The organism is Carnobacterium alterfunditum DSM 5972, assembly GCF_000744115.1.
Taxonomy (GTDB): domain Bacteria; phylum Bacillota; class Bacilli; order Lactobacillales; family Carnobacteriaceae; genus Carnobacterium_B; species Carnobacterium_B alterfunditum.
This window is the reverse complement of record NZ_JQLG01000004.1, coordinates 2,145,582-2,158,962: the sequence shown is the minus strand read 5'-3', so window position 1 is coordinate 2,158,962 and position 13,381 is coordinate 2,145,582. Positions and strand designations below refer to the sequence as shown.

Annotated in this window: 13 protein-coding genes and 1 riboswitch; all 13 genes read right to left on the bottom strand. The window is 35.2% G+C overall.

All coding sequences use genetic code 11. The features are described from left to right. Positions 1 to 235 precede the first annotated feature (235 nt). Positions 236 to 1,315, bottom strand: a complete 1,080-nt coding sequence (locus BR50_RS10625; protein WP_034545658.1) for an IS30 family transposase — start codon at positions 1,313 to 1,315, stop codon at positions 236 to 238. A 113-nt stretch (positions 1,316 to 1,428) separates the two neighbouring features. Further along, on the bottom strand, positions 1,429 to 2,010 hold the full coding sequence (locus BR50_RS10620; protein ID WP_034548529.1) for an ECF transporter S component: 582 nt from the start codon (positions 2,008 to 2,010) through the stop codon (positions 1,429 to 1,431). 63 nt (positions 2,011 to 2,073) lie between these two features. Beyond that, positions 2,074 to 3,009 (bottom strand): IS30 family transposase, encoded by a 936-nt coding sequence (locus BR50_RS10615; RefSeq protein ID WP_034546361.1) that lies wholly within the window; start codon positions 3,007 to 3,009, stop codon positions 2,074 to 2,076. A 197-nt stretch (positions 3,010 to 3,206) separates the two neighbouring features. Further along, positions 3,207 to 3,330: riboswitch (FMN riboswitch) on the bottom strand. A gap of 79 nt (positions 3,331 to 3,409) precedes the next feature. Next, entirely contained in the window at positions 3,410 to 5,206 is a 1,797-nt protein-coding gene (locus tag BR50_RS10610; protein WP_034548528.1) for a sensor histidine kinase, read from the bottom strand. Between the two features lie 8 nt (positions 5,207 to 5,214). After that, positions 5,215 to 5,940 (bottom strand): response regulator transcription factor, encoded by a 726-nt coding sequence (locus BR50_RS10605; RefSeq protein WP_034548527.1) that lies wholly within the window; start codon positions 5,938 to 5,940, stop codon positions 5,215 to 5,217. Positions 5,941 to 6,184: 244 nt separating this feature from the next. Beyond that, on the bottom strand, positions 6,185 to 6,919 hold the full coding sequence (locus tag BR50_RS10600) for a pseudouridine synthase (RefSeq protein ID WP_034548525.1): 735 nt from the start codon (positions 6,917 to 6,919) through the stop codon (positions 6,185 to 6,187). Positions 6,920 to 6,944: 25 nt separating this feature from the next. Next, on the bottom strand, positions 6,945 to 7,523 hold the full coding sequence (gene scpB, locus BR50_RS10595) for an SMC-Scp complex subunit ScpB (RefSeq protein ID WP_034548523.1): 579 nt from the start codon (positions 7,521 to 7,523) through the stop codon (positions 6,945 to 6,947). A 1-nt stretch (position 7,524) separates the two neighbouring features. Continuing rightward, positions 7,525 to 8,289 (bottom strand): segregation/condensation protein A, encoded by a 765-nt coding sequence (locus BR50_RS10590; protein ID WP_034548522.1) that lies wholly within the window; start codon positions 8,287 to 8,289, stop codon positions 7,525 to 7,527. Further along, positions 8,290 to 8,697: a GNAT family N-acetyltransferase gene (locus BR50_RS10585; RefSeq protein ID WP_034548521.1), complete on the bottom strand. Its 408-nt coding sequence runs from the start codon at positions 8,695 to 8,697 to the stop codon at positions 8,290 to 8,292. It abuts the gene before it with no gap. Positions 8,698 to 8,758: 61 nt separating this feature from the next. Next, complete coding sequence (gene lysA, locus BR50_RS10580; protein ID WP_034548519.1) at positions 8,759 to 10,072, bottom strand: diaminopimelate decarboxylase; 1,314 nt, start codon at positions 10,070 to 10,072, stop codon at positions 8,759 to 8,761. Between the two features lie 227 nt (positions 10,073 to 10,299). After that, positions 10,300 to 11,121 (bottom strand): purine-nucleoside phosphorylase, encoded by an 822-nt coding sequence (locus BR50_RS10575; RefSeq protein ID WP_034548518.1) that lies wholly within the window; start codon positions 11,119 to 11,121, stop codon positions 10,300 to 10,302. Positions 11,122 to 11,149: 28 nt separating this feature from the next. Then, positions 11,150 to 12,319 (bottom strand): phosphopentomutase, encoded by a 1,170-nt coding sequence (deoB, locus tag BR50_RS10570; RefSeq protein WP_034548516.1) that lies wholly within the window; start codon positions 12,317 to 12,319, stop codon positions 11,150 to 11,152. 92 nt (positions 12,320 to 12,411) lie between these two features. Next, the gene (gene xerD, locus BR50_RS10565; protein WP_034548515.1) at positions 12,412 to 13,302 is read right to left on the bottom strand and encodes a site-specific tyrosine recombinase XerD; all 891 of its coding nucleotides are present in this window, start codon (positions 13,300 to 13,302) and stop codon (positions 12,412 to 12,414) included. Positions 13,303 to 13,381 lie beyond the last annotated feature (79 nt).

Below are 13,381 nucleotides of genomic sequence, written 5' to 3'. Positions count from 1 at the left end.
TTCAGCCAATATTTCAAAAAATAAAAAAAGAAACCGCAATTTCTGCGGTTTCTTTTTTTATTTAAAATGTAAATTTCAAGTTTAAGTTAGCCACTTGTTAAAGAATTATTTCATGTGAAAATTAAAGAGCTTAATTCATTTTGTAAGGCTTGGTGCTACACTGAGATATCACAAGTTTATCGACGAACTGTCTACGGTCATCTTCCCAGCTTTCAAGTTATGCCGAAAAAGGCTTTTAAGCTGTTTGTCGTTCTAGGCGAAGTGCGTTCACAAAGCAGTCATGTGGGGTCCTATAATCTAATATTTTTCTGGGATAATCATTCATCCATTGTTGAATTCGCAGGCATTGTGTCTCAGTGAATTGGCTGATAGGCTTCCCTTTAGGAATGAATCGACGAATAAATTTATGTTGATTCTCACTCGTTCCTCGTTCAAAAGAAGCATAAGGGTGGCTGAAATAAACATCTAAAGTGTCTTTCAAAGCCTCATCTAGTCCCGCGAATTCAGAACCATTATCTGAGGTAATCGTTTTGAAAAAAGTTGGAAAGTCCTCTCTGGATCGTGCTTGAAGAGTACGAATCGCTTGATTTACAGATTCTTGATCTTTACCATTTATTTTCATAATAACTTCAAGGCGTGTTTGGCGTTCAACCAAAGTGAGTAATACGGCATCTGTCTTTATTTTGTTGCCAATCACAGTATCGATTTCCCAGTGACCAAAGGTTTTACGATTATCAATTTCTTTTGGACGGTTGTCAATTGATTGTCCAAGTATACGCTTATTTGGACGCTTCTTCAGAGATAATACCTTCGGTTTCCGAGACAGCTTTTCTAGAAGGTCGAGGTTTTTCGTTCTCATAATCTCTCTATCTATCCAGTAATAAAGTGTCGTGGTACAAGGGATAATTGTGGGATCAAACAGCTCATGCTTTAAAGCAAAGCCAACCACTACATCAGGTGACCATTTATCAGTCAACATTTTATCATCGGCCCACTCTATAAAGGCATCTGTATCCGCCCATTTTGGTCGACGGCCACAGTTTAAACGATGCTTGTCATAAACAGCCTGACCGGTACCAGCATCATAAATTCTAATAAAATAATCATAAATCTTACTCTTTTGCTTTTGACGTTTAAGTTGAGTAATTGTTCCACGCTTTATCTCATTATTGATTGTTTGAGGTACTCGATTCAGGACAATAGCAATAGGACGATTCGAATAATCTTCCTGTTTCAAAATAGCAATTTGAGATCGTTCTGAATAAGATAAGTGTTTCCCCTTACGTGCTGGTGTGTTATCGTTAGAGTGCGTCATGTGAATTCATCCTGTCTATTGAGAGTTAGTGGTAACTTCAATATAACATGAAATTCACATGGCGTTTTTATATTTTAGCCTTAGTGGCTAACTTCATTATATAATCCAGCTTTTTATTTAAAACTAACTTTTGTCATTTGATTACGGAATAACCAAGTTTTTAATTTTGCAAAGAGTAAGATAAATACTGTGCTTACTATTGCCCCTTTTACTATATTAAAGGGTATAACACCCATTAATAAATAATCACTAATAGATCCTACACTAAAGTTTAATACTTTTAAGTATAAAGGAAGTAATAAGAAATAATTTACAAATGATAGAACAATTGTCAATGATGCAGTTCCAATCACATTTGCAAAGATAATATTTTTCGTATCATGAATTTTAGACTTCATGATCAAATAAATCGGTAACGTATACGCGACCGAAGCGATAAAACTTGCAGTATCCCCAATCGGATATCCTGCATCACCGCCCGTTTGGATATAGTGAAGCAATGAACGAATAAACGCGATCATTATTCCTCCAACTGGACCGTATAAAAACATACCAACCAAAACAGGAATATCACTAAAATCTACTTTTAGAAAAGTAACTCCTGGAATTATTGGAAAACCAAATGAAATCAAAATGGTTGCAAAAGCGGCTAACATAGCTATTCCCACCATTTTTTTTGTGTTACTAGTTTGCATAAAAATCCTCCTAAAAGGATTCATCAGCCTAGGCATTTCTGAGTTTATTTAAATGACGGTTTGTCAAATTAAGTGCAACACCTTTTCCATAAACGCTTCGTATGGTGTTTTCCAGTCCAGGCATTTTCTGGGCCGATTATTAATCAAGGAAAGAGCTTCTTCAACTTCCTCTGTGAGAATGGTATCAAAATTCGTTCGTTTTGGGAAAAACTCCCTGAAAAGGCCATTACTATTTTCATTACTTCCTCTCTGCCAAGCAGCGTACGCATCAGCGAAGTACATTGGAATGTTCAACTCTGATTCAATCACGGTATAACAGGCAAATTCTTTTCCTCTATCCGTTGTAAAGCTTTGAAAGGCTTCTCGTGGATAAAGAGCATGAAGAGTTCGAATGGCTCGCTCCATTGACTTTGCGGAACGATCCGGTATAAGAATGGCTTTATACCAACGGGTTTGACGTTCTACAAAGGTGGCAACACAGCCCTTCGCTTGACCACGACCTGAGACAACAGTATCCAACTCCCAATGACCAAAAGTCGTGCGTTTTCTGATTTCTTTTGGCCGTTTGGAAATCGGTGTGCCGACAACAAATCGACCTCTTGTTTCCTTTGGTTTTTGACGCTTCCCTTTCTGACGCAAGACCGTCAAAGGCACGTCAAGCAAACCGGCATAAATCCAGCGGTAAATGGTTTTGAAGGTCAAGGATCCTTGAAGTAAACGGCCACTAATTTGTTCTGGAGACCACGTTTGATCCAACTTTTCTTGGATAACTATTTTTAGCGAGGCTGTTAGTTTAGAATGAGCCCCGCAGGCAGCTTTCCTTTGATTATAAGATGTTTGAGCTTTTTCCGCTTGGTAGTTTGGGTTTCGTTGGCATTCTCTAGAAACGGACGAGGGAGAGCGATTTAGCTTTTTCGCAATTGTACGAATGGACATCTTAAGTTCAAGATAGACTTCTATTTTGGAACGTTCGGTTATGGTAAAATGAGTGTAGCTCATGACAACTCCTCCAATCGAATGGTAGTGTGGTAACTTCATTCTATACGAGGACGTCATGGGTTTCTTTTATTTCGTCTTGGGTGTTGCACTTAATATTACAATTCATCAAATAAAAACAATATAAAAATGCTCGTTCTAATTATCTTTAGATAGATAACTAAACAGAGCACTTGAACAATGATACCTATTCAAATAAACTCCATCTTCTTTATCCAGACTTTACTGTCGGTACTGGAATTTAACCAGTTCAACTAAATAATGCTATTTAGTTCGTGGACTTTACCACCGGTCGGGAATTACACCCTGCCCCTGAAGACGAATCTTTATATTTTTTTAACACTTTTATTATATACCATAAAAGAATAAAAATCAATGATTCTATTTACTTTTAATTAGTAAATCAATCTAAATAAGGTAGATGAATAATAAATTTTGTCTGTTCGTTTACCACACTTTTCACTTCAACAAAACCATTATGCGCTTCTACTATGTTCTTTACAATGGATAACCCAATGCCTGTTCCCGTTTTATTCTCTTTCATTACCATGCGAGATTTATCTGCTTTATAGAAACGATCAAATACATAAGGAATATCTTCTTCTAAAATTCCTGTTCCATTATCGATGACTTCAATTAAAACTTCATCCATAATTTTATCTAGGTGTACCCAAATTCCTACTTTTTTCTTTTCTTTTTTTGTCAAACTAGTATGTCTGATAGCATTATTAATCAAATTTACGAACACTTGATTCATTTTATCTTCATCCATAAAATATGAATTCAAATTTGAATCGATCTTTAATTCCATTTGGATATTATTTTTTTCGGACATAGTAGCAAACCGCGTGAATAAGTTTTTGAAAAAATCTTCAAAATAAACATCCATTTTTGTCAATTTGATAAACCCGGCTTCCATTCTAGAACTATCGAGCATTTCATTTACCATCCGATTCATTCTAATCGATTCTTCTCCGATTATTTTAGCCATTTCTTTTTTTTCTTCTTGCGTTTCAGCCACATCATCTAAAATAGCCTCACTATATCCTTGTATCATAACTAAAGGGGTCCTCAATTCATGAGAAATATTATTTATAAAATCATTTCTCATAATATCAAGCCGTTTTTCTTTTGTTATATTTTGAATGGATACTAATACACCACGTACACTTTCAAGATTTTCATCAAAAAGCGGTATCAAGGTTATTCTATAATAGTACTCTTCGATATTATTTTCATAAATTACTTTCTCAGGAAATTTTATAACAGAATCGATTCGGTGCTCTAACACTTCAGGTATAACCGTTTTCATTACTTGATTTGATCGGTATAAATGTTGTAAAAACTCATCTCCAAGTGGATTAGACATTAATAAAGTTTTATCTTGGTTGTAATACAACACCCCGGTAGAAATAGAGGTCACAATGTTTTCCAATAATTCTTTCTCTTGTCTAGTTGCTGCTCCTGTAACTTCCAATGACTTACCCATTTTATTCATAGCTAAAGCCAATTGAGCTAATTCATCTTTATAATTCGATTGGGCTTGTTTTGAGAAATCGTTCTTAGCATAATCATAAGCTATATCTCTTAATTGTTTTAAAGGTTTTCCAAGCCTGCGTTGGAGGTAGTAAAATAGTAAAATACCTATAATAATATAAAGAATAGCATTGATGGCTGACCATGTTTTCATTCTACTATATGTGCTGTTTAAAAATGACAAATCTCCGTAAATATATAACTGACCCTCTTGATCATTAAAATTAAAATCTTGTTTTTTTAAGATATAAGGTGTGTTTATCTTTCCGTTAAAACTGGTTTTATCTATTATTAAAAAATTTTCACCACTCGCTAAAGCAGTTTCGAACTTGCTAGTTGATTTGATTTGATTAAAGTTATTTAATTGTTCCTCCAAATAAATATTTGAAGAATAAATCAAGGGTTCATCATCTAATTTCACGATCAAAGACAAGTGAGGATCATAAGCTCTTGATTTGTCGATATTTTCTATTAAAAAACCTGGATCTTCTTCTAGAATACTAACTAGAGAGTTAATTGAACTTTCAAAATCGTTCATATAATTTTCTTCTATATTTTTTTTATAAATTATTCCATATACTTGCGTGGCAGTAAATAAAAAAAAACCTATAGCTAACATCGTTGCCAGCCATATACGCGTAACTAAACTACTTAGTTTAAACATATTTTTGCCTACTTTTCAGATTCTTCTGGAAAAGAATTAAATTTATATCCCAGGCCCCAAACGGTTACAATCATTTTGGCAGCTGGCTCTGAGTATTTCGTTAATTTTTCTCTCAGTCGTTTAATATGAGTATCTACCGTTCTTAGATCACCAAAGAATTCGTATTTCCATACTTCGCGCAATAACTGCTCTCTTCCAAAAATCTGATCAGGGGATTGTGCTAAATAAACTAATAAATCATATTCTTTAGGCGTTAAATTAACTGGATTTCCATCTACTAGCACACGGTGAGATTGGTCATCTATTTCAAAATGCGGCATTTCAATCAAATTTGGATTCGCTTTTTCTTTCGGCTTGTTGCTTTGTGTTCTTTTTAAAATAGCCGATACCCTTAAAACAACTTCTCTAGGACTAAATGGCTTCACAATATAATCATCCGCACCAACTTCAAATCCCTCTATACGGCTTATCTCTTCTCCCTTAGCAGTTAACATCATAATAGGAGTGTTTTTAGTTTCACGTATTTTTTCAGCCACTTCGATCCCATTCATCTTAGGAAGCATCAAGTCTAACAAAATTAAATCATAATCTTTTTCTAAAGCCATTTTAACGGCATCTTCTCCATTATCTGCTTCAAAGATAAGATAATTTTCTCTTTCTAAGTACATCTTTAATAGTCTGCGAATTCGATCCTCATCATCTACTACTAGCAGATATATAACTTCATTTTCCATTTATTTACACCCCATTATTCTACATTAGGTCTTACTTATAAGATGCCTAGTCTAACCTTAGTATACACAACAATTGTTCTAGTTTTCAACTATTTCAAATGATTTCATGCTTAAAATATAGAACGTTCTTAAAATAATCCTTTAGTAAGCCAAAAAAGCACTTATCGGTGTACTCAAATAAACATTATTTTATTTAAATTTCAAAAAAAACTTGGATTTAGTGCTCCCAAGTTTTTTTTGAATTTTATTTAGTTGTCTCTTCTTGTATTGCTGAATTACGTAACTGATAGATTTCAAACGTTTTTAATTCACGCCATTCACCAGGTTGTAATCCATCTAAAGTTAACGTACCATAAGACTCTCTTTTTAATTTTTCTACTGGGTGTCCAATAACTTGAAACATATTTTTAACTTGTCTATTACGGCCTTCATGTATAGTTAATTCCACCATAGTAACATCCTTAGTACGATCTGATGAAAGGATTTTTGCTTTTGCTGGTGCTGTCTTTTTACCTTCAATAACAATACCTTTTTCAAGTCTATTCAGTGATTTTTTGTCTACTAAGCCTTTTACTTTAACAACATATGTTTTATCTATTTGGTGCTTAGGGTGCATCAACAATTGGGAAAGTTCTCCGTCATTTGTCAACATTAATGCTCCTGTTGTATCATAGTCTAAGCGCCCAACTGGGTAAATACGTTGCTCGATATTTGTAAACAGATCGGTCACTACTGGACGTCCCTTATCATCTGAAACTGCCGTGATCATATTTCTAGGCTTATTCAATAAAAAATAAACTGGTTCTTCTCTATAAATCGGTACTCCATCGACTTCCACTACATCAGAATTCCCAATTTGAATACCCATTTCCTTAACAACTTTTCCATTTACTTTAACATGACCCATAGAAATAAGTTCCTCTGATTTACGTCGTGAAGCTACTCCGGCATGTGCTAAAACTTTCTGTAATCTTTCCATAATTTCTCCTTAATACACTCTATTTTTATTCATTTTCAAATTGCTGGTTAAAACGTTCAAAAAATAAATCAGACTCTTTTTCATTATTTTCTGTTTCTAAATCGGTTATTTTAGGTAAATCATTTAAATCTTTGAGTCCAAAATAATCCATAAAATACGCTGATGTCCCGTATAAAATAGCTCTTCCAGGACCTTCCACGCGTCCCTTTGGTTCAACAAGACCTCTGAGCGTTAATTTTTGCAGTGCTCCGCTTGTTTGGACACCACGTATCTCATCGATCTCCATTCGTGTTAAAGGCTGCTTATAAGCAACAATTGCAAGCGTCTCTAACGCGGCTTGTGAAAGATTCGTTGTCAACGGTGAAACCGCATATTTTTTTATAACATCAGCATACTCTTTTTTGGTTGCTAATTGATACTGATTTCCTATCTCGAGAAGCATTAATCCTCTGGACGTTGAATCTTCGTATCCTTTTTGGAGTCGCATAAGAAATTGATAAACCTGTTGAGTTGAACACTCCAGTAAAACAGAGATTTCCTCTAATGAGAGGCCTTCATCTCCAGCTACGAAAAGGAGTGCTTCAATTGTTGCTAATTCATCCATGCTACTCATCACCTGTTTCTGATGGATAGACGGTAATATCTCCGTAGGTTACTTTTTGCTGAATAAATACATTTTTTTCTTTGATCAATTCAAGTAAAGCCATGAAAGTCGTTACCATCTCATTTTTTGTTGGAGTATCAAAAAGACCAGTAAATAAAACACCTTGATTTTTTTTTACACTTCTCAATTTTCCCATAATAAAATCCATCTTTTCATTAATAGATGTTTCTTCTGCTTTGATTTTTGTTTGTAAAGGTATTTTTTTTGCTTTTTTATTAAACATGTCTTGAAAAGCAGCAACTAAATCAAACGTACTGATTTGAAGTGGCTCTAGGGGAACATTTTCTTGTAAAAACTCTAAATTAGCTGGCTCCTTAGAAAAGTATTGACTTCTTTCTTCTTCTCTTACTTTTAATATCGCCGCTGCTGTTTTAAATTTCCGATATTCCAACAATTGTTCTACTAATGCATCTCTAGGATCCTCACCAGATTCATAAAATCCTTCATCTTCTAGATTTACTTCTATTTCTTGCTTAGGCAGCAGTAGTTTGCTTTTAATTGCCATTAAAGTAGCTGCCATAACTAGATAGTCACCTGCAATATCTAACTGCAATACTTTCATAGCTCGAATATAATTTAAATATTGAGCAGTCACTTCAGCAATAGGAATGTCATAAATATCAATTTCTAAATGCTTGATCAATTGCAACAATAAATCTAGTGGTCCTTCAAATGCATCAATTTTTATATTTATGTCGGATGACATTTAACCCTCGCCTTTTTCATCAGCTATTAAATTTTGCTGTTCGTTTTTTTTACTTTTTTCTTGCTCCCATTTGATAATTAAAGATGCTGTTTCCAACGTTCCCATTACTTTTTTTTGTGGATACCGTTGCTCTAACGCCTCTGAAATTTTATAACTGATTCCTTCATTTCTAAATGAAGGATTGATTGAGATACGTCTTAACAATATCATATCGTTTCCGATCTCTACGCCTATTACAGCTATGATATCTTCAGTTTCTTCGCTTTTCCATAAATAAAGTTTATGATTCTCTTCACTTTGATACCAATCCATTTCGTCTTGTAAACGTGAAACATCTTTTAAATCGGGATCAAATGAAAGTAAACCCATTGAAATTTTTTCATAATCATTTTTGTAATCGAGTAACATATTATCCTCCTAGTACTATAAGTTTGCAACTGCTTGATGTTAGCCCCTATCTTAATTTACTTTAATAAAGAGAGCATTCTAATCTCATCAAGTCTGCATAACTTTCCCGCTTAATAGCTAAAAAAGCTTGCCCATTTTCAACAAATACTACCGGTGGTCGTGGTATACGATTGTAATTACTAGCCATAGCATACCCATAGGCTCCGGTACTAAAAACGGCCAAAATATCTTTATCATCTGCTTTTGGCAACGGCAGATCCCATATCAACATATCGCCAGACTCGCAACATTTTCCAGCAATAGAATAGGTTTCTTCTATTTTATCCTCCATACGATTAGCTAAGACACCAGTATATTTTGCATCGTATAAAGCAGGCCTAATGTTATCCGTCATTCCCCCATCAATCGCCAAATAATTTCGAACATCTGGGATTACTTTTTGCGAACCGACTTGATACAAAGTAATGCCTGCATCTCCTACTAAACTACGTCCTGGTTCGATCCAAATTTCAGGCATCGGCAGTTGAACGTTTGCTGAAACGATTTGAACTTCATCAATCAAATTATTCACATAATCCTCGATTGGCAATGGCTCATCTTCAGCTGTATACCTAATACCAAAACCGCCGCCGACATTTAAAACACGCAAATGAAAGCCAAACAGCTCCTGCCATTTTTTTGACTCCGTCAGTAACTTATCAACAGCTAATCTAAAACCGTCAGTTTCAAAAATTTGTGAACCAATGTGGCAATGCAAACCCATCGTATCGATATATGGCATTTCCAAAGCTGATTGTAAGGCTTGTTGTGCTTGTCCGTTATTTAAATCAAATCCAAATTTAGAATCGGTCTGACCGGTGGTTATATAATCATGGGTATGAGCTTCAACGCCAGGCGTCACCCGTAACAGAATCGATACTTTTTGTTTGCGTTGTATTGTATACTCATTTAATTTTTTTAATTCATGAAAATTATCGACCACAAAGCAGCCAATATCATAATCTAACGCCGCAATAATTTCTGAATCGGATTTATTATTCCCATGAAAATGTATTTTTTTACTCGGATAATTTGCTTGGATCGCTGTATAAAGTTCTCCTCCAGAAACTACATCCAAAGACAACTCTTCCTTGGCCATCAATTGATAGATGGCTAAACAAGAGAAGGCTTTGCTTGCATAGGCAACTTGAGCAGCAATATTTCTATCTTGAAAAGTCTTTTTGAAAGTTCGAACTTTGTATTTAATTTGAGAAACATCATAGACATATAAGGGTGTTCCATATTTTTCAACTAATGAAACGGTATCTATACCCCCAATTTCTAAATGGTTGGCTTTATTTATTTTCATTGTCCCGGTCAATAATCTTTTGTCCATAAATCGGCTATCCCCATTTCAGGTTCTCTTGTTTTTTGCTTTACTTACTTTAACACAAAAAAATGCTTTTCTCAATATAGGCTTACACCTTAAGTGTGTACCCGTAAATACCTTGAAAATACGATTTGTATTAACCTAAAAATGAATCATGAGTAAAAGAGAAACTATTTAAAAGTACGGCTAGTAAACCATAGCTTTTTCACAGTTTCTCTTTAATATATGATTGATCATATTTCTGAAAGAATATTTTTTACTAGAGCTTTAAATGTATGCTTAACGCGTTGTGTTGTTTCTACAACTTCCTTATGGTTTAAATTAGCTTGCATTCCCGCTGCTAAATTGGTAATACATGAAATACCGATCACTCTCATACCTGCATGTTTTGCTACAATAACTTCAGGAACGGTAGACATTCCCACGGCATCAGCACCAAATAATCGAACCATTTTTATTTCAGCAGGTGTTTCATACGTCGGACCAGAAAACCCGATATATACGCCCTCTTTTAGATCAATAGCCATATTTTTAGCCACCGAACGAACGATTTTTTGGTAAGCCGGATCATACGCATGACTCATATCTGTAAAACGCGGACCCATTGAATCATCATTAAGACCAATCAATGGATTTGTTCCTGTATAATTGATTTGATCCGTGATCATCATTAATTCACCTGGGGTAAAATCAGTGTTGATGCCGCCAGCTGCATTCGTAACGATCAATGAATGGATACCAAGAGCTTTCATTACGCGAACTGGAAAAGTTACCTCTTCCAAAGAATAGCCTTCATAAAAATGAAAACGACCTTGCATAGCTAGTACTTTTTTACCACCAAGTGTACCATATACTAATTGTCCAGCATGTCCTTCTACTGTAGAAACTGGGAAATGAGGAATTTTGCTATAAGAAATAGCAATCGGATTTTCAACCTCTTCTCCTAACTCACCCAGGCCTGATCCTAAAATCAAACCAATTTCTATATCTTGGACCCCATTTTCTATGATGTAACTTTTTGCCTCATTAACTTTTTTTGAAAGTGTTATGGTCATAATTTTCCTCCAGTTACTTATCCTTTTTTTACTTCAATTCTTCTAAAAAGCTTTTACCGAGACCTGTATCTTGAACACCAAAATTATCTGCAATGGTAGCCCCAATATCTGCAAAATTCCCTTGAGGTATTTCGCCCTGCCCTTTCATAGATGGAGAATAAGCGAGTAAAGGAACGTATTCTCTTGTATGATCTGTTCCAGGAGCTGTTGGATCATTTCCATGGTCAGCCGTGATCAATAATAAGTCGTCTTCTTTTAATTTACCGACGATTTCTTCAATACGAGCATCAAATTCATCTAATGCTTGAGCATACCCAACGACATCACGGCGGTGTCCAAACTTAGCATCAAAATCAACCAGATTTAAAAAACTGATACCTTCAAAATCTTTATCCATGACGCTTAACAACTTGTCCACGCCATCCATATTGTGTTCCGTACGCACGGACTCCGTAATTCCTGCTCCATTATAAATATCATTGATTTTACCGATTGCAATAACGTCTTTGCCAGCTTCACTTAAGTAATCCAATACCGTTTTACCAAAAGGATCTAATGCATAATCGTGTCGTCCGCTTGTTCTTGTGAAATTACCTGGTTCACCAACATATGGACGCGCAATAATTCTGCCGATCATATAAGGATCGTCTTTCGTTATATCTCTTACAAATTGACAAATACGGTATAATTCCTCTAATGGGATCACATCTTCATGTGCAGCGATTTGTAAAACTGGATCTGCTGAAGTATAGATGATTATATCTCCCGTTTCTAATTGGTGTTTTCCATATTCGTCAATAATATCTGTTCCGCTCGCAGGTTTATTTCCTACAATTTTGCGACCAGAAAAGTCTTCAATTTGTTTCAACAATTCATCTGGAAATCCGTCAGGAAAGACGCGGAATGGTGTTTGAATATTCAGCCCCATGATCTCCCAATGTCCAGTCATAGTATCTTTACCAACAGATACTTCTTCAAGTTTTGTATAATAACCTAAATTGTCTACAACACTGCGGACACCTTTTAAAGGTTTGATATTTCCTAACCCTAATTGTTCAAGATGCGGTATCGTCAGCTCTACTTCTTGAGCAATGTGACCAAGTGTGTCGCTCCCTAAATCATTAAATTTATCAGCGTCAGGAGCTTCCCCGATACCAACTGAATCCATAACTATCAAATGCACTCTTTTGTATGACATTCGTTTTCATCCTCCTAAATATAGGTTTCTACATTTTCATTATAATAAAAAGCACACAATAAAGCGAGTAAAACTCTGCATTCTGCCCATTTTCAAGCTCTAGGATGATAGGTTTTGTAAACGCTTGACATTCTTTGTTTCGTAATGTGTGTATAAATTTGAGTTGTGGAGATATCTGAATGGCCTAACAACTCTTGCACCACTCTTAAATCAGCCCCATTTTCTAGCAAGTGTGTGGCGAATGAATGCCGCAAAGTATGGGGTGTCACTTCTTTTTCTATCCCAGCTTTTTTTACTATTATTTTCAAATTTTTCCAAACGCCTTGTCTGGTCAATTTTCGTCCATGATGGTTAAGAAATAAATAAGGCGAACGCTGACCTTCTCTTTCTAATTTTGACCGGCTATACCGCCGATATTTTTCGATCCATTCAATTGCCATATCGCCTAAAGGTATGATTCTTTCTTTATCTCCTTTACCAATTGTTTGGATCAGTCCAAGTGATAAGTGTAAATCATCCAATTTCAAGTCCGTTAGTTCAGAAACACGAAGTCCAGTTGCATAAAGTACTTCAAGCATTGCTCGATCTCTTAAACCTAATGTTTCGCCGGTATTTGGCGTTTCGATTAATCGATCGACCTCTTTCATAGATAACACTTTTGGTAATTTTTGAGCCTTCTTTGGTGTATCGATATGCAACATAGGGTCGCCTTTGGATATTTGTTCTTGTTTTAAAAATTGATGAAACCGTCTCAAACAAGAGACCATTCGAATAATGGTCCCAGCAGATTTTTTTTGTTCTTTTAAATTTTGTAAAAAAGACAGCACGACATAGCGATCGATTTGACTCCATTCGGTTATCTTACTCTCTGAAATAAAAGCAAGGTATTGGCTGATATCTCTCTTGTAACTTTCAATTGTATTTTTTGAAAGGCCACGTTCAATGGTAAGAAAGCGAAGGTACTCCTCAATGTCTTCATTCATATTCTTTCACCTCTGATCAAATCAACATTAGTATGTTCTTTTAAAAAAAGAAGAAGGCAAGAACACTTTGTGAACTGCC